Consider the following 21,537-nt stretch of genomic DNA (forward strand, 5'->3'; position numbering starts at 1 on the left):
GCCATCGCCTTATTTTTCTGCCACCCCCGCCCAGGTGGTCACACCGGAGAAGTCGAGTGTATTGGCACCGGCATCGCCGCTGAGGGCAAATCCGGACCCATCAATCGTCTCCACGCTGGTGGGCGCGAAATGAGCCATGTAGAGGGTGGTGCCGGTGTCGTTGCGCAGGGTATCGGTCCCCAATCCGCCATCGAACACATCGCCCGCCTCGATATTGGCCGTCACCGCGAAGACATCGTCACCGTCCCCACCATAGAGGCTGTCGTAGCCCGTATAGCCGGTCAGGGTATCGGCGCCATCATTGCCATAGATCGTATCACTGCCCACCCCGCCATTGATCAGCGGATCGGCAAAGTCAGAGCCGTAAATGATGTCTGCCCCGCCATCGCCATAAATGCCTGCAACGTTGGTCCAGGTGGTCACACCGGAGAAGTCGAGTGTATTGGCACCGGCATCGCCGCTGAGGGCAAATCCGGACCCATCAATCGTCTCCACGCTGGTGGGCGCGAAATGAGCCATGTAGAGGGTGGTGCCGGTGTCGTTGCGCAGGGTATCGGTCCCCAATCCGCCATCGAACACATCGCCCGCCTCGATATTGGCCGTCACCGCGAAGACATCGTCTCTGTCTGCACCATACAGGCTGTCGTAGCCGGGGGAGCCGAAAAAAATATCGGAGCCATCATTGCCATAGATCGTATCATTGCCCACCCCGCCATTGATCAGCGGATCGGCAAAGTCAGAGCCGTAAATGATATCGGCCCCGCCATCGCCATAAATGCCTGTAACGTTGGTCCAGGTGGTCATCCCAGAGAAATCGAGGGTATTGGCAGCGCCATCGCCACTCAAGGCAAAGCAGGAGCCGTCGATCTTTTCCACGCCGGTGGGCGCGAAACGAGCCATGTAGAGGGTGGTGCCGGTGTCGTTGCGCAGGATATCAGTGTCCGATCCGCCATCGAAAACATCGCCGACTTCGATATTGGCCGTCACGGCGAACACATCGTCACCGTCCCCACCATAGAGAGTGTCGTAGCCCGAGTAGCCGGTCAGGGTATCGGAGCCACCATTGCCATAGATCGTGTCATTGCCCACCCCGCCATTGATCAGCGGATCGGCAAAGTCAGAGCCGTAAATGATATCGGCCCCGCCATCGCCATAGATCGCTGTCACATTGGTCCAGGTGGTAATCCCAGAAAAATCGAGGGTATTGGCAGCGCCATCGCCACTCAAGGCCTGGAAGTTGCCGTCGATCTCTTCCACACCCGTCGGCGCGAAACCTGCCATGTAGAGGGTGGTGCCGGTATCGTTGCGCAGGATGTCATGGTCCGCGCCACCATCGAAAACATCGCCGATTTCTATGTTCGCCGTCACGGCAAACACGTCATTCCCGGCGCCGCCGTAGAGAGTGTCATAGCCCGAGTAGCCGGTCAGCGTATCGGCTCCGCCATTGCCAAAGATCGTATCGTTGCCAACGCCGCCATCGATGACCGGGTCGGCGGCATCAGACCCGATAATCAGATCAGCTCCGCCGTTCCCATAGATGCCCGCGACGTTGGTCCAGGTGGTAATGCCGGAGAAATCGAGTGTATTGCCAGCGCCATCGCCACTGAAGGATTGGGAACCGCCGTCGATTTCTTCCACATCGGTGGCGGAGAATCCGGCGGCCCACATCGTCTGGCCCATGTCGTTGCGCAGCACGTCATGCCCCGCGCCACCATCGAAAACATCGCCGCTCTCGATGCTACTGGTCACGGCGAACACATCATCGCCATCGCCGCCATAGAGCTGATCCACACCGCTATGGCCGGTGAGGGTATCGGCCCCGCCATTGCCGTAAAGAATATCGTTGCCGGTCCCACCGTTGAGCACGTCGTTACCGTCAGCCGAAACGAGGCTGACCGAGTCGAGACCGACAGTCTCGTTGCCGTAGACGAAGTCAGAGGAGAATCGGACTTCCGTCACATCGGCCAGGACCGCCGCGATCTCGTCTTGAGTGGCGGGATGATCACCATCGAGCACCCAGCCCTCCAGGTCATCCAATGTCAGGTCATAGGTGGTCCAGGCAGCGGCCGGGGACGCAATACTTAATGTCAAGGTGCCCGCCGTGGAAACGATGGTCACCACCGGCTGACCGCCATCGTTCAAATCGGACTTCATGGCGAAGGTCAGTTGCCCACCCAGGAAGCCGCCCAAGTCGCCGGACAAAGCCACGGGAGCCAGGAATTGAGGCGTGGATGTACCTGTATCCACGATCTTTAAGTAGCCCCCGCCATCAGCGCCACCGCTGCCCATGTACAAAACGGGAGACGATTGGCCGTCCGTTGAGACCCAGCCTTCCGCATCGGCGTCAAATCCGAAGTCGAGGCTGCCATCACCCACAAGAACGTCGCTACCAGAATAGCCAAAGATCACATCGTCACCGGCCAGACCGCTCAGGCTACTGGCTGCGCCGCTGCCATTCATGGAATCATCGCCAGCCGATCCGAAGTCGGAATCGCCCCAGATGGTCTGTCCGGCCAAGTAGCTGGACATGGAACCATCGGCAAATTCGAACACTTCCACGCCGTTGATGTAGTCGGTGCCATTGGTACCGGACACCGTATAGGTCCCGTGGGTGGCGGAAATGACGTAATCGGCCCGGTTTCCGCTGAACACGGCGGTATCGGTTCCTTCGTCGCCATAGAGAAGATCGTTACCGGCAACAGGGGTGCTTTCGGTATATGCGAACACCGCGCCCTGCTGGCTATCAACGTAACCCGCGCCGACCACCAACTGCCCTTCGGCATAGGCCATGCTTTGGCCAAAGCCATCGCCACCGTCCGCCGCGTCGCGTTCGACCCGGTTGGTTTCGACCCAGGTGCCGCCTTGGTTCTCGAACATATAGACAGTGCCGCCATTGGCCACACCGCTTTCGGTTTCATTGCCCGGTGCGGTTACAACTACAACCCCGTTGCTGATGGATACATCGAAACCGAACTGGTCCGAGCCATCCGTATCACTGGCGGTGATCTCACCACTGTATTGCCAAGATCCGCCGACCCGCTCAAACACATACACCGCGCCACCGCCGGAAGCATCCCGGGAACTGGTGACCAGGAGATCGCCTTCGATGGCCAGGGCCTCGCCGAACTCATCGCTGCTGACCCGGCTCCCGGCCGGAATCATGTCGTGCAGACGCGCGGTCTCGGACCATGTGCCCCCGGACAGCTCGAACACATAGGCTTCGCCTTGCCCACCGTGGTTACCGAAGTTGCTGACCACGACCGTGTCGCCGTCCACTTCCACGTAGCCGCCGAAATAGTCATTGGAGCTGACCTGTGGATTAACCAGGATGCTCTGATTCCAGTTGGTCCCGTCGAAGTCGTAAACATAGGCTTGGCCGGACCAGAATCCGGTTCCGTCGCCGCCGGCGCCGACCACCACGCGAGGCTGTCCACCCGCTGCGGCATCCGAATCAATGGCCACGCTGGAGCCGAAAATATCCTCGTAAGAAGGCGTTTCCGGAGACGAAGCCTGCAACGAGGTTGCCAAGTTCCAAGAACCGTTTTCGTAATGGTATACGTGCGCCGCCCCTTGGCGATAGGTGCCATACCATTCGTTGTTTAAGAAGTTGCCGTGCTGCTGTTCACCCACCACGGCCCAATCGCCATTGATGGAAACCGAACTGCCGAACTGGTGGTGGACGTTGCCCAATCCAAGGTTGGGCGCGGTCAGGGCCGCTTCCTGAACCCATTGGGTGCCGTCGAACGAATAGATAAAGGCCTGGCCCGCATCCGTGTCGCTACCCACGTCGTCAAAGGCCGCACTGGCGATAAACCGGGCGCCATCCGCATCGATGAGCCCCGGCGCGCCCAATCCGCCAAAGCGGTCGGGAACATCCACCACCCCGGAAATGTTCAAATTGATCCCATCGGAAGCCTGAATCATGGACTCCTGGAGCCCGAAGTCTCGGCTGTCACCGATCAGGGTATCGTTGCCCGCACCGCCTCGCAGCACATCATTGCCACCCATGCCAATGAGCACGTTGTCGCCGGAATTGCCGGTGATCGCATCCACGTAGTCAGAGCCTTCGACATTCTCGAAGTCCTTGATATCGTTGGACTGGCCCCAGCCATCGGTGAAGTTGCCGTATCCCCAGGTGCCGTCCTCGGCCAGGGTGACCGAACCTCCCGAGCCGGTGTCGCTGGCGATGGCCAGGGTATCGATGCCCGTGCCGCCGTCCATGACATCGTTGCCTTCGTCACCCATCAGATAGTCGTCGCCGGTGCCACCGGTCATGGTGTCAGCACCCGCGCCGCCATACAATGCGTCATCGTCGGCGCCACCGTCCATCTGGTCGGCTCCGTCCAGGCCTTCGAGGGCATCATTGCCGCCCAGACCCGTGATGACATCATCGGCATTGCTGCCACTGAGATCGTCGGGGCCGCTGGTTCCGGTCAGGGTCAGACCGATCGCCGTGAGAGCAAAGGTCGCGGACGAACTGGTGCCCAGATCCGGATCGCTCACGGTGACGATAAAACTGTCATCTATCCCGAATTCACTGTTGTAGGTCAGCAGACCCGCCTCGATATCGGCCTGCGTGAAGCTCTCGCCAAAGGCAAGGGCCACGCCGTCGAGCATCAAGTCGCCTTCCGGCGCGCTGTTCAGGGTATAGGTCAGATCCGCCGCGCCATGATCAGCGTCGGCGGCGTTCAGCATGGCGGCCGTCACGGTGACGTCCGTTCCCGGCACATAGGTCGTGCCGGTATTGATGGTGACTTCGGGCAGATCGTTGGTGCCGTATATTTCGATGATCGCCGACTGAGATACCACGCCGCCATTGCCGTCGAGGACGTCATAGGTGAAGCTCAGGGTCTCCACCTCGGAATCACCCAGATAGTCGTACAGGTCCGTATCGATGGTCAGAAGATTGCCAACCATCGTGGCGCCGACATCATTGCCGGAATTGAGAACCACACTGCCGCCGTCGACGGTCAGTGTATCGCCTTCCAGGTCGCTCACGCCGTCTGTCAGGTCATAGGTGCGTGGTCCGGTATCCTCCGTTTCCATGCCGTCGATGGCATAGTCGATGGTCGGAGCATCGTTGCTGCCGATGATGGTGACGGTCGCCGTTTGCGGGGTCGATCCACCTTGGCCGTCCTCGATGTCGTAGTTGACGGTGATGACCTCCTGGTCGCCGTCCCCCAAGGACTGATAGGCATCGGCGTCGATGGTCAGCAGGGAGCCGATGATGGACAAGCCGGAAGCATCGCCCGTGGTCGCCACATTGGCCACGCTCAAAGTGCCGCCATCGGGATCGCTGGATCCGTTCAGCAAATCGATATCGTAGCTGCCGCTGTCTTCCAAGCGCGTGGTGCTCAACGGGGAGCCGACTACCGGGTTATCGATGACCTCGGCCACGTCGATGGTGATGACCTCGGTATCGCTGTTGCCCGTGTCATCGGTCACGGTGACAGTGAAGAAGTCCTGCCCGAAGAAATTCTCATTGGGGATGTAGTTGAAGCTGCCGTCCGAATTGAGCGTAACCGTCCCGTTGAACGGCCCGTTGTCGCCTTGGCCACCGCTGAATGTCAGCGTAGGATCGGCGGTGTTGTCAATGGCCCCGATCTGGCCGCTCAGGCTGCCATCCTCATCCATGGTCACGGTTGTCGCATAGGTCTGCGCGTCAATTTCCACGCCAAGGATGGTCGGCGCCGCATCCAGCCCACTTTGCTGAATGGCCGTTTCCACCTTCAGGGTGACCGTATAGGCCCCGTTAACCGCTTCGTACACATTGAAGTCGCGACCGCTCAGAGTCACCTGCCCGGTAAGGGTCCAATCGTTGGCATCGCCGCCTTGGCCGAGGACGACCTGATCGTCTGCACCGCCTTGGATGATCAAGGTTCCGCTCGGGCTGCCGGTCGCGGCCGCCACGTCCCCCGGGCTGGTCAGGGATACCGTGGCCCCGGCTGTCTGATCCAGATCCACCATTTCGATCTGGGAAATTTCCCCGCCAAGACGCGCGGCACTCAGATCCAACATGGTTTCCGCACCGGTCACCAGGGTGTCAAAGCCCGCGCCGCCAATAATGGTGTCGGTGCCGAGGCCCCCCTCGATGATGTTGTCGTTGCCATCGCCGACCAGGACATCGTTAAAGGACGTGCCGGTGAGATTTTCGATATTCGCCAGTGTATCGAAACCGTCGTCACCATTGTCGGCGGTTCCGGCTCCGAGGTCCGCATGGACGCTGTCGTTGGCGGCGGAGTAATCTGCCGTATCGTTGCCCGCGCCACCGTCCAGATGATCGTCGCCGCCTAGGCCGATCAGAACATCGTCGCCCGCGCCGCCAAGGAGGGTCTCCGAATTGCTGGTCCCGATGATGGTTCCGTCACCCTCGATCACCAAGTCCAACTCACTGGCAAGCATGGTATCCAATCCGAATTGGAACTGCTCGACACCGGTGACAATGTCGACACCGTCGCTGCCGACGGTATCCGTCACATGATAGATACCTTGGTCATCGGCCCAGACCGAATAATCGCTCACCGAACCGGAGAACACCGCCGTATCGAAACCAGTACCGCCATCAAGGGTATCGTTTCCCGCGCCACCTTTCAGGATATCGTCACCCGCATTGCCTTGCAGATCATCGTCGCCGCCCTTGCCCTGCAACTGGTTGTTGTCACTGTTGCCGGTGAGGCTGTCGTCGTCTTGGCTGCCGACCGCGCTCTCGATGCTGATCAAAGTGTCGGTGGCCCCGCCCGCATCAATGGCAAACCCGTTTTCCAGATCGATGCTGACTCCGCCTGGGGTGTCGTCCCACTGATAATCGATGGTATCGATGCCGCCGCCGCCATCCACGATGTCAGTGCCCTGATAGGCATAGATCAGGTTGTTGTTGCTGTCGCCGGTCAGGGTGTCGTCATAGCTGGTGCCGCCAATGACTTCAAAATTGCTCAGGCTGTCGGTACCGCCAAATTCGTCGATGGCGATCCCCGTCGCGAGGTTGACGCTCACTCCGATGCCGCCGTCATCCGAGTAGTAGACTTGATCCCAGTTGCCAGCCCGACCATTCAGGATGTCGTTGCCCGCACCACCGGAAAGGATATCTCCATTGGCTCCACCCGTGAGGTCGGTGCCAAGAATGGTATCGTCATAAGCCGAGCCGTAGACCCATTTGAAATGGTTGACCGCATCATGGTTGCCCCAGCCATCGGTGGCAGAGCCACTAACCAGATTGACGCTCACCCCGTTGGGGTCGTTGCTGAAATCCAGCAGGTTGTCACCAGATCCGCCATGCATGACATCATCGCCAGGAGAACTGTGGATGATATCGAAGCCGCCCAGGCCCTGAATGTCGTCGGAACCGGCCGTGCCGAATAGTTCATCGTTGCCGCTGGTACCTTGAATAAGGCCTCCGGCGAAACTGCCGACCGCGAAATCGCCCTCGTTGAAGCGGACGGTTTCCACGTCGATCACCGTATCGACCCCATTCTCGGAGATGTCGGCTACCGTCAAGGTGCCGTTGCTGTAGGTAAAGCTATAGTCGCTGAAACTGCCATCAAAGATAGCCAAGTCGTTTCCGTCACCGCCGTTCAACAGGTCGCTACCGGCGCCCCCCCGCAAGATATCATTGCCCGCGCCGCCAAATAGCTGATCGTTGCCGCCCAGACCGCTAATATCGTCATTGCCGCCGCGGCCATTGATCACGTCGACCGTGCCCATGCCTTGGAGGTCACCGACGAGAACCTGATCCGCCGGGGTGCCGCGCAAGGCGGCTTCTTCGGCCAGGAAATCGCCCCGGCCCTGGAGGGCCCCGAAGCCCTGTCCACCGCGCGCGGCGGAGATATCACCGGCCAAATCCCCTTGCAGGAAGGCCCCCATTTGGGCGATCTGTTCGAGACTGCCCGCCCCGGCCACCAAACCGTTGCCGGTGGCCATCAGGGCCGCCAAGTCTCCGCCGCCGCTATCGGGCACGCCCGCCGCGCCGAGCAAGGCGCCCAGGTCGGTTTCGTTGGTCAGATCCACCGGTCCGAGGCCGGCCAAAGCGGCAAAACCACTTTCAAAACTGCCGCCACTGGCCGCTTGCAGTTGCACCATGGTGTTCATGATCATGGAAGTCTTGGCCATCAGGCTCAGATTGCCATGCGGATCGACATTGAGGATATCGACCCCGCCCAAATCGAAATTGCTCGCCACCGTGGCGGCGGCCACAGAGGAACTCATCCCGGGATTGGCATCCATGTAGGCATCGACGAGGGTGGTCAGGGGCGTCACGACACTCGCGCCAGGAGGCGCCGTCAAGGTACCGGTGAAGTCCAATCCGGTGGCCGTATCATAGGCACCGTTCAGCGCGACGGCGATGATGTCGCCCGTGGACCCGGCAGCCAGGGTATAAGCCCCGTCGGTGCCGGTGATATCCATCTGCTCGTCGCCGTCCTCGGCATCGTAAATGCCGTTGCCGTTGACATCATCCCAAATGCCGTCGCCGTCATTGTCGGCGAATACGCGCATATTGGCCATATAGCCATCAACCACATGGCCGGTCAGGGGTGAAGCCCCACCACCTGCTTCGCCGTCACCCGTCTCTTCATCATCGCCTAACCCGCCGTCACCTGTCTCTTCTCCGTCGCCCCCAGGAGAGACTTCATCCCCTTGAGAGGCGTCGTCGGAAGAGGGGTCTTCCGGCGCAACAACTACAGTGGCTTCTTCGGCCACTTCCTCGATTTCTTCGGCCTGATCTTCTTCGTTTGCAACGGTGACGGAGGGGCCGCCATCTTCTGTCACTTCCTGAGACCGGATGATGTCCAAACCGGTCCTGCCACCCGTTCCACCGTCGCCATCGCCAAGCGGATCATTGCCGCCACCGGCGGTCTCGAAGTCACCCAGGCCATCTTCCAGTCCCAGGTCAGCTTCTTCGCTAATATTGACTTCGTAGCCGAGGTTCTTTTCAACATCTTCCAGCGCCGTTTCCAGCTTTTCAGCGAGATCCTCGGCTTCTTCCTCGAGCCTCTCGGCCTTGTCCTCTTCCCCGCTCTCCCGGGCTTCCTTGGCCTCGGCACGGATTCGCTGCAAGCGATCCATGACATCCAGAGCCTTCTCTTCCAGGGTGCGCGGCAGGATGGTGCCAACCTGCTGGATGATATTTTGGATCTGAGAGGCATCCATCTGGAAACTGCTGGGGGTCGCACTTACCGACGGCGTCCACTGCCAGCCGCCGCCATAGGTGTTGACCGTGCCAAGCATCTCGCCACTGGGGCTCATCAGCACGATTTCGCCGACCGTCTCACCGCGCAGGGTGTTCTCGGGCAGATTCACCGCCTGGATGGACTCACCGTCGGTCTCCAGGAAAACCTTGGTGCCGCGAATACCGATGGTGGCCACGGGGGTCCGAACCACCATGGCGTCCTGGCTGAACTTGGCAATCTGACCGGAAACAAACGTTGCCGCGCCGGTAACCAGCGAGATGACCGCCTCGCCCTCGGTGCCGCCGGGGTCATAGACCATCTCGTCGAGCACCATCTTGCCGCTTTGACCAAGGGAGAAGACTGAATTATCGGCCAGCACGATGCCGACACCGCCGCTTTCGCCGGTGGCCAATTCATCGCCCCGATAGACCGGATCGCCGGCCCGCAATTCCACGCGGGTGCCGTCGGCGCGGGTCGCGATTACCGTGCCTTGGGTTCTTTCCACCTGGCCAATGGGTTCCGCAGCGGAACTCGCCGCCTGAGCAAGCTGTTGCAGCTCATCCAAGGCCTGATTTTGCTGATCCGATGGCCCGTCCATGCCCTGATTCGGCGACTTGGCATCCATGGCGGTTTCCTTCCCCATAACCCACGTGCACTACAACCTGCTGAAATCATACAGATTTCATGCAAATTTACCCCACCCATGCGGGGTTGGGATATCCAACACTGCCCGAGCTGGAATTTCCCATGAAAAAGTGTACCGGATCCGGCGAATCCCTGTCATCCGCCATTGGGGGGACTCCACCTAAAGAAGGGGTCCAAAATACCTCCAATGTATAGCGATGTTCGCTCTTTTTTCCGCTTTTGCCAGGACTGATTTGCGTAAGCTTTATGGTGGCCCCCGGCAAGAAAGTCATTTACCATACCCCACGCACGCATGGGATTGTTAACCTCCCTTGTGCATTGGAGAAACTACATTCGGAACCGAGCCGCCATGCTTGTTGACAGCATGTACGATTTTCGGAACTACCTGCAGAACCATGGCATCATGTTCTGCTACAGCGGGTATGTGACCGAAGATATCCTGACGGGCATCGGCGACGCCATTAAGCGCAAGCTGGCGATGGATGACGCCGATACCAAGACCACCCGGGCGGTGTTCTCGGTCTTTATCGAGCAGATGCAGAATGTCATCCGCTACTCGGCGGAAAAGGAAGTCACGGGGGAACCCGATAACGATGAACTGCGCTACGGCGTTCTGATTGTTGGCAAGCGGGACGATCAGTTCTTCGTCACCTGCGCCAATATGATACGCTCGGCTGATGTATCCCGGCTGTCCAGTTCGCTGGAAGCCATCCGAAATATGGATAAGAAGCAGCTCAAGGATACCTACAAGCGCAAACTGCGCGATGATCCACCAGAAGGCAGCAAGGGAGCAGGGGTCGGTTTCATTGACATTGCCCGGCGCGCCTCCCGCCCCATTGATTTTACCTTTGAGGACGTTCAGGAAGGATTTTCGTTTTTCACGCTCAAGGCCTTCGTTTAGGCCGCAATATAGGACGTTTGGGGAAGCATGGAGAATATCAAAATCGAAGCGACGGATCGGTCCCCTGAGATTGATTTCGATTTCGCCAACAACAAGTTCAATCTGCGGGGTGAATCTTACCCGGAGGATGTCACCGCCTTTTACGGGCCGGTTGTTGCCAAGTTGGAGGAGCATCTGGGCAACCAGGACGGCGCCGCCATCGCCTTCAACTTCGAACTGATCTATTTCAATAGTTCCAGCGCCAAGATCCTGATGGGCCTGTTCGACCTTTTGGACGATACGGCGGACGACGGCAACGAAGTCACCATTACCTGGGCTTACGAAGAAGAAGACGATAACATGCAGGAACTGGGCGAGGAATTCGGCGAGGACCTGGAAAACGCCAAATTCGTACTAAAGGAAATCGCGACCTGATGGCTGAGGAACTTTTCAGAGCTGATCACGACGCTCTGGAAAGGGCCAAGCACATCCTTGAGGAAACGGTGGCCGATAAGGACCACCTGCGTTCCGAACTCACCACCCTGTGCCATTCCTATGAAAAGCTGACAAAGGTGGCAGAGCGCTTGGTGCGCCTCAGCGACCGCAGCAGCAGCAGTCTGTTCAAGGACAACAAAAAACTCGTGGCCGCTCAGGCCGACCTGGCGGAACTGAACAGCACCCTGGCCCAGCATATTATCGACCATAAGGCCGAATTGGACCAGGAACAGGCCAAGCTGGCCAAGTTGGTGGAACTGGGCATCGGCCTGTCGGCGGAGAAGGACGTCAGTCACCTGATGGAACTGATCCTGATCGGGGCCAAGGACCTGACCAATGCCGACGGCGGCACTCTGTATATCCGTACCGATGATGACCACTTGTCATTCGAGATCATGCGCACGGATTCCCTGGATATCGCCATGGGCGGTTCCACCGGCAAGGATATTCCCCTGCCGCCCGTCGCCATGTTCAACGCGGACTCCGGTGAAGGCAACCACCACAACGTGGTCAGCCATTCGGTGCTGACCGAAACCACGGTCAATATCACGGATGCCTACGAGGACGACCGGTTCGATTTTAGTGGCACCAAGGCCTTTGACGAAAAGATCGGCTATCGCTCCACATCGTTTTTGACCGTTCCGCTAAAACCGCGCGGTGGCGACGTCATCGGCGCCCTGCAACTCCTCAATGCTCAGGACCCGACCGGCGAGCGCGTCATTCCCTTCTCCGAAAACGTGGTGGATTTTGTCGAGGCCCTGGCCGCCCAGGCCGCGGTTGCCCTGGACAACAGAAATCTGGTGGAAGCCCAGCGGGTCTTGCTGGACTCCTTCATCCAGCTGATTGCCGGCGCCATTGATGCCAAGTCGCCATATACCGGCGGCCATTGCGCCAGAGTTCCGGAACTATCGGCCAAACTGGTGAAAGCCGCCAGCGACGCCAACCATGGTCCGTTTGCCGATTTCCAGCTCGATACCGACGACGAATGGCGGGAATTCCACATTGCGGCCTGGCTGCACGACTGCGGCAAGGTCACCACGCCGGAATACGTGGTCGACAAGGCCACCAAGCTGGAAACCATTTACAACCGCATCCACGAAGTGCGCACCCGGTTCGAGGTGCTGCGCCGGGACGCGGAGATCGCCTATCTCAATGCCCGCCTCGAAGGCACCCGAGACGAGGCTGACCTGAAAGCCGAGTACGAGGCCGAGTTGGCCCGCCTGGAAGATGATTTTATCTTTGTCGCCGAAAGCAATGTGGGTGGCGAGTTTATGGCGCCGGAAAAGGTGGAACGCCTGAACGGCATTGCCGCGCGCACCTGGACCCGGCATTTCGACGACCGCCTGGGACTGTCGCAAGGCGAACGGGATCGCTGCGCCGACCACGCACCGACGCCGGTCCCCGCCGAAGAAAAACTGCTTGGCGACAAACCCGAGCACATCGTGCCACGCCCCAACCGCGACAATCCCTTCGACGGCGACAATCCTTTCGGCTTCCAGATCGATATGCCCGAAGCGCTCTACAATTACGGCGAACTGTACAATCTCTCCATCGGTCGCGGTACGCTGACCGCCGAAGAGCGCTACAAGATCAACGAACATATCGTGCAAACCATCATGATGCTCGAACGCCTGCCGTTCCCCAAACAGCTGCGGCGCATCCCCGAGTACGCCGGGGCTCACCACGAGACCATGCTGGGCACCGGCTATCCGCGCAAACTGACCAAGGAAGACATGTCGATCCCGGCGCGGATCATGGCTATCGCCGATATCTTCGAAGCCCTGACCGCCACCGACCGACCCTACAAGGCGCCGAAGACTTTGAGCGAAGCGATCCGCATTCTAAGCTTCTTCAAGAAAGATCAGCATATCGATGGGGACCTGTTCGATCTGTTCCTGAGCAGCGGGGTCTATAAGGAATACGCTTCGGAGTTCATGACACCCGAGCAGATTGACGAAGTAGATATTTCGCAGTACCTCTCGGCGGAACAGGCAGAACGTTAAGGGGGCGGCGATGAGTTTCGAACTCTACAAAAAAGAACAAGCAGTTATCGACAAGGCCAAGGAGCTGCTGTCCGAGGGCCTCATCGTCGACGAAGAAGCTGCCGCCAAATTCGAAGCCTTGCTCAAGGACTATCAGAAGCTCTTCAAGTCCACCAAGCGGTTGGTGCGCATGAGCGACCGCAACGAGGAAGAGCTCAACGCACTGGCCAAATCCCTGGACGAAAAGAATCTGATGCTGGAAGGGCTCTCCACCAAGCTTTCCAAATATCTTTCTCCGCAGGTCTACAACTCGATTTTCGAGGGCGACCGGGATGTGGCCCTTGCCACCGAGCGCAAGAAGTTGACGGTGTTCTTCTCCGACATCAAGAATTTCACCCAGACCACCGAAGACATGCAGCCGGAAGACCTGACGGATCTGCTGAACAAGTATTTCACCGAGATGTCCGCCATTGCCCTGAAACACGGCGCGACCATCGACAAGTTCATCGGCGATGCGATCCTGGCCTTTTTCGGGGACCCGGAAACCAAGGGCGTTGAAGAAGACGCCAAGGCCTGTGTCCGCATGGCTTTGGATATGCAGCGCAAGCTGGCGGATCTGGAAGTGGAATGGCATGCGCAAGGCTTCGAAAAGCCGTTCAAAATGCGCGTCGGCCTCAACACCGGCTATTGCAACGTGGGCAACTTCGGCAGCGAAGACCGCATGGACTACACCATTATCGGCGGCGAAGTGAACCTGGCGGCCCGACTGGAAAGTCAGGCTGATCCGGGCGGCATCTTGATGTCCGCGGAAACCCATGCGCTGGTTTCCGACATCGTCGATGCCGAGGCACGAGACGCCATCTCGGTGAAGGGGATCCGCCGCGAAGTGCGTCCCTTTGCCGTTAAGGGAATCTACGAGGGCGAAGAGGGCCAAAGCCGTTATATCCGCAAAAAGGAAGACGGCCTGACCCTGCTACTGGACAAGGAAAAACTCACCGGCGATGCGGCCAAGGAAGCCATTTCCCATATGGAAGAGGCCATCTCGGAACTCTCCAAGCGGCTGTAACGGGAGGCGATCATGTTGCTTCGACTATTATTGTTGGCCGGTGTCCTGCTCTTTGCTCTTCCCGCCCAGGCCGTCAGCATGGGTGGCATGACCATGCCCATGCATGGCAATTGGTGCGGGCCGGGCCACCCGAAGAACGCCTTGCGGGCCAGCCTGCCACCCATCGATGCCCTGGACGACGCCTGTCGCCGACATGACTATTGCTATATTCAGCAAGGCGAAATGGATTGCGGTTGCGATATTGCTTTCATGAACGAACTGCGCAACATGCGCTACCCGTTCAATGATCAGCGGATCAAGGCACGGGCCATGTATGACGCCATCGCCATGATGCCCTGCGACAACCCCATGGGTATGGCCTATAAGCAGTCCTGCGTCTGGGGCGACTTGATGAAGGACATGATGACCGGGCGCGCCGGGCCGTGGGAAATGCCTCTGCGCTGGATGTATCTGGGCGATAAAACCATGGACAACAAGGATTGGTTGGACCGATGGGGTTGGTAAGATTATTCGTTCTTGTCTGGGTAATCGCCTTCGGCGGACTACCTATCACCGCCTGGGCCGGACAGCCCGGTGAACCGGCGGGGAAGGTCCTGCGGGTGCAAGGCAGTGCCGTCGCGTTGCTCGATGCCCAGCCCCGAACGCTGGCCGTGGGGACGGAAGTCCGCGTTGGCGATATTCTTTCCACCGGCGCGAATTCCCGGCTGGAAGTGGAACTGGGGGACGGCTCCACTTTGTTCCTGGGCGAACGCGCAAGCTTCAATGTCATCGCCTTCAGCAGTCCCAAAGACGGTGGCGAAATGGTCTTACGCCTTCTATCGGGCGCTTTTTCAGCCGTTTCCGGGGCCATCGCCAAACAGGGCGGACGCATGGACATCGAAACGCCGGTAGCCACCATCGGTATTCGCGGCACCACCGTTTGGGGCGGCCAGCTGGATGGCGATTTCCAGGTGGCGCTGCTGGACGGCACCCGCGCCGTGGTCACCACCCGCGGCGGTCGCGTGGACCTGATGAAGGTCGGTGACGGCACCCTGATCAAGAACCAAGACACCGCTCCGGCCCCGCCCAAGAAATGGGGCGGCAACAAGCTTGAGCGCGCCAAGGCGACCGTCGCCTTCCGATAACGCATCCCAGGCTTCACCAAGATGTGTTCCCAAGTGCCCTGGGAAGCCTATATATAAGAAGCCTGACCCCGTAACCCCTAGCGAAGAGGCCTGCGCCATGGCTCCGGATACCCCGCGCCCGGTCGTTTTATGCATTCTCGATGGTTGGGGCAATCGCGCCGACAGTGACAACAACGCCGTCGCCCTTGCCGAAACCCCCAATTGGGACCGCCTGACTCGCGATTGTCCCACCGCCCACCTGGACGCCTCGGCTCTCGAGGTCGGCCTCCCCGAAGGCCAGATGGGCAATTCGGAGGTGGGGCACATGAACTTGGGCGCCGGGCGGGTGGTCATGCAGGACCTGCCGCGCATCGACAGTTCCGTCGCCGACGGCTCCATGGCCCAACTGCCCGCGCTGACCAAGCTGATTGATGCGCTGAAAGACAGTGGCGGCGCCTGTCATCTCATGGGTCTGATGTCTCCGGGGGGCGTGCATTCGCACCAAGATCAGATGGCCGCCATTGCCCAGGTGGTGTCCGAGGCCGGGGTACCGGTGATCGTCCACGCCCTGCTGGATGGCCGCGACACACCGCCTTCCAGCGCCTTGGGGTACCTGGAGAAATTCCTCGGCGATTGCGCGGGCCTGAAGGTGAGCGTCGGGGTGGTTTCCGGTCGCTATTACGCCATGGACCGGGACAAGCGGTGGGAACGGGTGGAACTGGCCCACAAGGCCCTGGTCGACGCCGACGGTGAACGGGCCGACGATGCCCTGGCCGCCATCCGCCAGAGCTATGACAATGGCAAGACCGACGAATTCATGCTGCCAACGGTGATCGGTGGATATACGGGCATGCAAGACGGCGACGGCCTGATCATGGGTAATTTCCGCGCCGATCGGGCCCGCGAGATCCTCGCCGCCCTGGTCGATCCGGCCTTTGATGGCTTTGCCCGCCCTCGGCAGATCACCTGGGCTGGAAAGCTGGGTCTGGTGGAATACTCCAAGGACCTGAACGCCTATTTGGACATCATGTTCCCGCCGGAGGAACTGCACCATATCTTGGGTCAGGTGGTTTCCGAGGCCGGACGCACTCAATTGCGCATCGCCGAGACCGAGAAGTATGCCCATGTGACCTTCTTCCTCAACGGTGGTACCGAACTGGTATTCCCCGGCGAAGAGCGGATCCTGATCCCCTCGCCCAAGGTGGCTACTTATGATCTACAACCGGAAATGTCCGCTCCGGAAGTGACAGACCGGTTGGTGGAAGCCATTGATGGTGGGACCTTTGATCTTGTCATCGTCAACTTCGCCAACGGCGATATGGTTGGCCACACCGGCATTCTCGAAGCCGCCATGACGGCGGCTCGGACCGTTGATGCCAGCCTGGCACGGCTGGAAGATGCGGTGATCCGCGCTGGAGGTACCCTGTTCATCACTGCCGACCACGGCAATTGCGAGCAGATGGTGGACCTGGAAAGCGGCCAGCCCCATACGGCTCATACCCTCAATCCGGTCCCGGCAATCCTGGTCAACGCGCCCGCTTGGGCCAATGGACTGCGCAGCGGACGCCTGGCCGACGTGGCTCCGACCTTGCTGCGGCTGTTGGATTTGCCCCAGCCGGAAGCCATGACCGGGCAGTCGCTGATTGTCGAAACGGGAGAGCAGGTTGCCGCTGCTCAATAGGTCCATCCTGCTTGCATTCCTGGTCCCGGCTCTGGTCTTGGGGATATGGGGGATCGCTATGGCGGCCCCCGCCGAGCAGGAATTGGAGCAGACCCAAAAGGCGTTGGAGCAGGACCGGGAACGGCAGAAATCCCTGCAAATCAAGGCCGAACAGGTTAAGCAGGAACTGGAAACCCTGCGCCGCACCTTGGTCAAGGCCGGCAGCAAGACCCAGGGCCAGGAAAAGGCGGTGGAGAAGATCGAGGACCGCTTGGCCGACCTGGAAACCGAGGAAGCCATCAAGCGCGACGACCTACTGCGCCAGCGCAAACAATTCGATGGCCTGCTGCTCGCCGTCCAGCGCCTCGCCCGCTATCCACCGGAAGCCTTGCTTGCCCTGCCCAACAAGCCCGCCGAGACAGTGCGCGCCGCCATCTTGTTGCGCGCCACGCTACCGGAAGTGCGCCAACGGACCGAAGTATTGCGCCAGCAGGTGGCCTCGCTGACCGATACCCGTGCGGCGCTGGAACGGGAAAAGACCGAACTGCAACGGGCCAATGAAAGCCTGGGGCGCGAACAGCGGGATCTGGACAAGTTGCTCCGCCGCAAGGCCGAGCTCTACAACAGCCTGAGCCGGGAAAGCGCCGCCGCGGCCAAACGGGTCGCCGCCCTGGCCCGCAAATCGAAAGATCTGCACGATCTCGTCAATAGCCTCGACAAGGAACGCCAGGAAACCGAGCGGAAGAAAAAGGCCGCCCAAGCCAAGAACGCTCAAAAGCAGCAACAGCAAGCGGCGCGACAGAAAGCCGCCGCCAAACCTCTCTCTGCCGCACGGGGAAAACTGCCATTCCCGGCTCTGGGCCGCATTGTTGTGCGCTATGGCCAAAAAGAGCGTCAGGGGGCAACGTCCAAGGGCTTGACCTTCGAGACCCGCCGCAATGCCCGGGTCATCGCGCCCCATGCGGGCAAAGTGGTTTTCGCCGGTCCTTTTCGCGGCTACGGGCGGCTCTTGATCATCGAGCATGGCGAGGGATACCATACGCTGCTGGCAGGGATGGACCGAATCGATGGCACCATCGGACAGATTGTCCTGGCTGGCGAACCCATCGGCGTCATGGGAACGCCCAAAACCGGCAGGCCGACGCTGTATCTGGAATTACGCAGAAACAGCCAGCCCATCAACCCCCTGCCCTGGCTGGCAGCGAAAAAAGGTAAGGCAAACGGATGAAGACCAAGCTGATCGCGCTCACCCTTCTGGCGACAACGCTGGCGTTCGCGCCCCAGGGCTCCAAACAGGCCTGGGCGGAGGGGCAGAACCCCGCCGAAACCTATGAACTGCTCAATTTGTTCGGCGACGTGTTCGAGCGGGTCCGCGCCAACTATGTGGAAGAAACCGCCGACCGGGATCTGATCGAGGCCGCCGTCAACGGCATGCTGAAGTCCCTCGACCCCCATTCCAGCTACATGAACAAGAAAACCTACGGCGACATGCAGGTGCAGACCCGGGGCCAGTTCGGCGGCCTGGGCATCGAGGTGACCATGGAAGGCGGCCTGATCAAGGTGGTCTCGCCCATCGACGACACGCCTGCCTTCCGCGCCGGATTGAAGACCAATGACTTCCTCACCCACTTGGACGGCGAGGCGGTCATGGGCCTAACCTTGGAAAAGGCGGTGGAGAAGATGCGCGGCAAGGTGGGCACCGACATCACCGTCACCGTGCGTCGCGAGGGCCAGGATGCCTTCGATGTGACCATCACCCGCGCGATCATCAAGCTCCGCTCGGTGCGCTCGCGAACCGAGGACAAGGTGGGTTACGTGCGCATCACATCGTTCAGCGAGAACACTTCCAAGGGCCTGGGCGATGCGGTGGACAAGCTGAAGGAAGAAATGGGCGATCAGATGCAGGGCCTGGTGCTCGATCTGCGCAACAATCCGGGGGGCCTGTTGGATCAGGCGGTGGCTGTCTCCGACGCTTTCCTGGACAAGGGCGAGATCGTTTCCACCCGCTCCCGCGATCCGGATGAAAGCCAACGCTTCAATGCCCGCCCCGGGGATATCACCGGCGGGCTACCGGTGGTGATCTTGATCAATGGCGGATCGGCGTCGGCATCGGAAATCGTTGCCGGTGCGTTGCAAGACCATGGCCGTGCCATCTTGTTGGGGACCAAAACCTTCGGCAAAGGCTCGGTGCAGACCATTGTTCCGCTGCCCGGCCACGGCGCCATGCGGCTGACCACGGCCCGCTATTACACGCCGTCGGGCCGCTCCATTCAGGCCACCGGCATCGAACCGGATATTCAGGTGGCGCCGGCCAAGGTCGAAGAACTGGAAACCCGCCATGGCCGTCGCGAAGCGGACCTGAGGGGGGCCTTGGATAAAGGCAAGAATGGACCCGCCGAGGAGGAAGAAAACAAAACCGACAAGGCGGAAGATGAAAAGAAAAAAGAGGTTTTGGACTTCCAATTGATGCGTGCGGTCGATCTTATTAAGGGAATCGCCATGTTTGGCGGTCAAAAATAGGGCTTTTAACGGGTCCAACTCAGGGAGCGGGCGGTGAACTTCCTCAAAAAGCTGTTCGCCAAGAAAGGCGCCGAAGAGGACGAAGAGGACTACGACGAGGACGACTTCGACGAAGAAGACGATCCCGATGTCCTTGACGAAGACTTCGACGACGATGATGGCGGGGACGGCGGCGGCACCGATGAGGGTGACGACGGCGAAGACCTTGGCGACTATGAAGACGAGGACGACGAAGGCTCGGGCAAGCGCAAGTTCGACTTCTCGAAGCTGACCGGCAAACTGGCGCAGAACAAGAAACTGCTGATGATCGCCGGTGGCGGCGTCGGCGCCTTGGCGGTGATCGGTGGCGTGGCGGTATTCCTGCTCTCCGGTGGCGATGGTGGCCCGAGCAAAGGGTCCAACGTCGTTTCCTTACAAATCCCCAATCGAGATGGTACGGGCGGCCTGACTCCCCCCACCGATGGCGATACTCCCACGGAAGGCGAAGAAGGCGCGGAAGGCGGGGACACACCCGAAGGCGAGAAATCCCTGAGCGATCTGGCCAAGGAAGGCGAATCCGAAGGGGCGGGCGCCGGGGTGATTGTCTCTTCCACCCCCGCCACCGCCTTTGACGAAATGATGATGCCCAAGGCCGAAACGGCTTTGACCCAGGCACCCATCGCCGATGTGACGGAACAGGGAGAAGCTGGCCCCCTGCCCTTGGTCTCACCCGAAGGTCTGGAGCCCTGGAAGCTCTATGCCCGGGATTTCCAGGATCCAGGGGACCGGCCCAAAGTGGCGATCATCGTCACCGATTTGGGACTCAGCCGATCAGCCACCATGGCGGCCATCGAGAACCTGCCGGGCAGTGTGACCCTGGCCTTCAGCCCCTATGGCAAGGACTTGGCGGACTATGCCGCTCTGGCCCGGGAGAAAGGCCACGAAACCCTGGTCCAGATCCCTCTGGAACCCGAAGATTTCCCGAAGAGCGATCCCGGCCCGTTGGCCCTGCTCAGCCCGCTTGAGTCCGCGGAGAACAACAAACGCCTCGACCGCATGCTGGCGGCGCTCCCCGGGCATGTTGGCGTCTTGGCCTATATGGGCTCGCGCTTCACCGCCGAGGAAACCGTCACCACGCCGCTGATGCGGCATCTGAAGGAACGGGGCATTATCTGGGTGGACAACAAGGCCTCGGCCAACTTCAAATCCGTCGGTGTGGCTCAAAAACTCGAAGTCCCCTATGCGGTGGTGGATATGCGAATAGGCGACAAGCCGGGTAAGCTCGATATCGACGATAGCCTGCGCAAGATCGTCAGTACCGCTGAGCTGCAAAAAACCGTGGTAGTGCTGGCCACCCCCTATCCGTCGACCCTCGATCGTCTGAGCCGCTGGATCGCCGTTCTTGAACCCACCGAACCGGTGATCGCACCCATTTCCGCTCTGGCTGTCGTCGAACAGGCCCCTGCAACGGAAACCTCCGAGACCATGACCTCCGAGACCACTGAGACAACAGATCAATGAGCCATGTCCTCCCCTTTGAAGAGCGGCCCTACCGCCGGGGTGTCGGCGCCGTGCTGTTCAACAAAGAAGGCCTGGTTTTCGGTGCCCAACGCATCGACACCAAACAAGCGGCTTGGCAGTTCCCGCAAGGGGGCATCGACGACAATGAGCGCCCCAAGGAAGCCCTGCGGCGCGAACTAAAAGAAGAGATTGGCACGGACAAGGCCGAGATCATCGGCAAGAGCCGTGAATGGTTGTCCTACGATCTGCCTCCGGAAATCGCCGACAAGGTGTGGAAAGGCCGCTATCGGGGTCAGACTCAGCGCTGGTTCGCCCTGCGCTTTACCGGCAGTGACGCGGACATCGACCTGGAGGCCACCCATGCGGAGTTCAGTACCTGGCAATGGCTGCCTTTTATACAAATGCCGGACTTGATCGTGCCCTTCAAGCGCCCCCTTTATCTTCAGTTGGTCGATGAATTTCGTCACTTGGTGGAGTAAGCCTTAAGTCCGTGGATGACATCCCGTTCTCCCGCGACTATAA

The 21,537-nt window shown here is 59.8% G+C and carries 12 protein-coding genes; 11 read left to right on the forward strand and 1 reads right to left on the reverse strand.

Annotation, left to right across the window (positions count from 1 at the left end; genetic code table 11):
* Positions 1–9: 9 nt before the first annotated feature.
* Entirely contained in the window at positions 10–9,789 is a 9,780-nt protein-coding gene (locus tag MGMAQ_RS14395) for an Ig-like domain-containing protein (protein WP_046022088.1), read from the reverse strand.
* Positions 9,790–10,173: 384 nt separating this feature from the next.
* On the opposite strand from MGMAQ_RS14395, the gene MGMAQ_RS14400 reads away from it, so the two are divergent.
* From MGMAQ_RS14400 to MGMAQ_RS14450, 11 genes are all read left to right on the forward strand, one after another.
* Positions 10,174–10,710 (forward strand): SiaB family protein kinase, encoded by a 537-nt coding sequence (locus MGMAQ_RS14400; protein ID WP_148560976.1) that lies wholly within the window; start codon positions 10,174–10,176, stop codon positions 10,708–10,710.
* A gap of 27 nt (positions 10,711–10,737) precedes the next feature.
* The gene (locus tag MGMAQ_RS14405; protein WP_046022090.1) at positions 10,738–11,124 is read left to right on the forward strand and encodes a DUF1987 domain-containing protein; all 387 of its coding nucleotides are present in this window, start codon (positions 10,738–10,740) and stop codon (positions 11,122–11,124) included.
* On the forward strand, positions 11,124–13,187 hold the full coding sequence (locus MGMAQ_RS14410; protein ID WP_082085459.1) for an HD domain-containing phosphohydrolase: 2,064 nt from the start codon (positions 11,124–11,126) through the stop codon (positions 13,185–13,187). The genes MGMAQ_RS14405 and MGMAQ_RS14410 overlap by 1 nt, the downstream gene beginning before the upstream one ends.
* A 10-nt stretch (positions 13,188–13,197) precedes the next feature.
* On the forward strand, positions 13,198–14,232 hold the full coding sequence (locus MGMAQ_RS14415) for an adenylate/guanylate cyclase domain-containing protein (RefSeq protein ID WP_052716416.1): 1,035 nt from the start codon (positions 13,198–13,200) through the stop codon (positions 14,230–14,232).
* Between the two features lie 12 nt (positions 14,233–14,244).
* Entirely contained in the window at positions 14,245–14,736 is a 492-nt protein-coding gene (locus MGMAQ_RS19785) for a hypothetical protein (RefSeq protein ID WP_052716417.1), read from the forward strand.
* Complete coding sequence (locus tag MGMAQ_RS19790) at positions 14,724–15,356, forward strand: FecR domain-containing protein (protein ID WP_052716418.1); 633 nt, start codon at positions 14,724–14,726, stop codon at positions 15,354–15,356. Before MGMAQ_RS19785 ends, MGMAQ_RS19790 begins: the two co-directional genes overlap by 13 nt.
* A gap of 97 nt (positions 15,357–15,453) precedes the next feature.
* Positions 15,454–17,016 (forward strand): 2,3-bisphosphoglycerate-independent phosphoglycerate mutase, encoded by a 1,563-nt coding sequence (gene gpmI, locus MGMAQ_RS14430; protein ID WP_046022091.1) that lies wholly within the window; start codon positions 15,454–15,456, stop codon positions 17,014–17,016.
* 58 nt (positions 17,017–17,074) lie between these two features.
* On the forward strand, positions 17,075–18,223 hold the full coding sequence (locus tag MGMAQ_RS14435; protein WP_046022092.1) for a murein hydrolase activator EnvC: 1,149 nt from the start codon (positions 17,075–17,077) through the stop codon (positions 18,221–18,223).
* Positions 18,220–19,515, forward strand: a complete 1,296-nt coding sequence (locus MGMAQ_RS14440; protein ID WP_046022093.1) for a S41 family peptidase — start codon at positions 18,220–18,222, stop codon at positions 19,513–19,515. Before MGMAQ_RS14435 ends, MGMAQ_RS14440 begins: the two co-directional genes overlap by 4 nt.
* 33 nt (positions 19,516–19,548) lie before the next feature.
* A complete protein-coding gene (locus MGMAQ_RS14445) occupies positions 19,549–21,015 on the forward strand; it encodes a divergent polysaccharide deacetylase family protein (RefSeq protein WP_046022094.1) in 1,467 nt (488 codons plus the stop codon).
* Entirely contained in the window at positions 21,012–21,494 is a 483-nt protein-coding gene (locus MGMAQ_RS14450; protein WP_046022095.1) for an RNA pyrophosphohydrolase, read from the forward strand. The genes MGMAQ_RS14445 and MGMAQ_RS14450 overlap by 4 nt, the downstream gene beginning before the upstream one ends.
* Positions 21,495–21,537 lie beyond the last annotated feature (43 nt).

Source organism: Magnetospira sp. QH-2 (genome assembly GCF_000968135.1).
GTDB lineage: Bacteria > Pseudomonadota > Alphaproteobacteria > Rhodospirillales > Magnetospiraceae > Magnetospira.

Bases quoted from the DNA above. Each gene is read 5' to 3' on its own strand.
- MGMAQ_RS14450 (WP_046022095.1), top strand. From the start codon at position 21,012: ATGAGCCATGTCCTCCCCTTTGAAGAGCGGCCCTACCGCCGGGGTGTC.
- MGMAQ_RS14435 (WP_046022092.1), top strand. From the start codon at position 17,075: ATGGCGGCCCCCGCCGAGCAGGAATTGGAGCAGACCCAAAAGGCGTTG.
- MGMAQ_RS14410 (WP_082085459.1), top strand. From the start codon at position 11,124: ATGGCTGAGGAACTTTTCAGAGCTGATCACGACGCTCTGGAAAGGGCC.
- gpmI (WP_046022091.1), top strand. From the start codon at position 15,454: ATGGCTCCGGATACCCCGCGCCCGGTCGTTTTATGCATTCTCGATGGT.
- MGMAQ_RS14440 (WP_046022093.1), top strand. From the start codon at position 18,220: ATGAAGACCAAGCTGATCGCGCTCACCCTTCTGGCGACAACGCTGGCG.
- MGMAQ_RS14405 (WP_046022090.1), top strand. From the start codon at position 10,738: ATGGAGAATATCAAAATCGAAGCGACGGATCGGTCCCCTGAGATTGAT.
- MGMAQ_RS14415 (WP_052716416.1), top strand. From the start codon at position 13,198: ATGAGTTTCGAACTCTACAAAAAAGAACAAGCAGTTATCGACAAGGCC.
- MGMAQ_RS19785 (WP_052716417.1), top strand. From the start codon at position 14,245: ATGTTGCTTCGACTATTATTGTTGGCCGGTGTCCTGCTCTTTGCTCTT.
- MGMAQ_RS14395 (WP_046022088.1), bottom strand. From the start codon at position 9,789: ATGGATGCCAAGTCGCCGAATCAGGGCATGGACGGGCCATCGGATCAG.
- MGMAQ_RS19790 (WP_052716418.1), top strand. From the start codon at position 14,724: ATGGGGTTGGTAAGATTATTCGTTCTTGTCTGGGTAATCGCCTTCGGC.
- MGMAQ_RS14400 (WP_148560976.1), top strand. From the start codon at position 10,174: ATGTACGATTTTCGGAACTACCTGCAGAACCATGGCATCATGTTCTGC.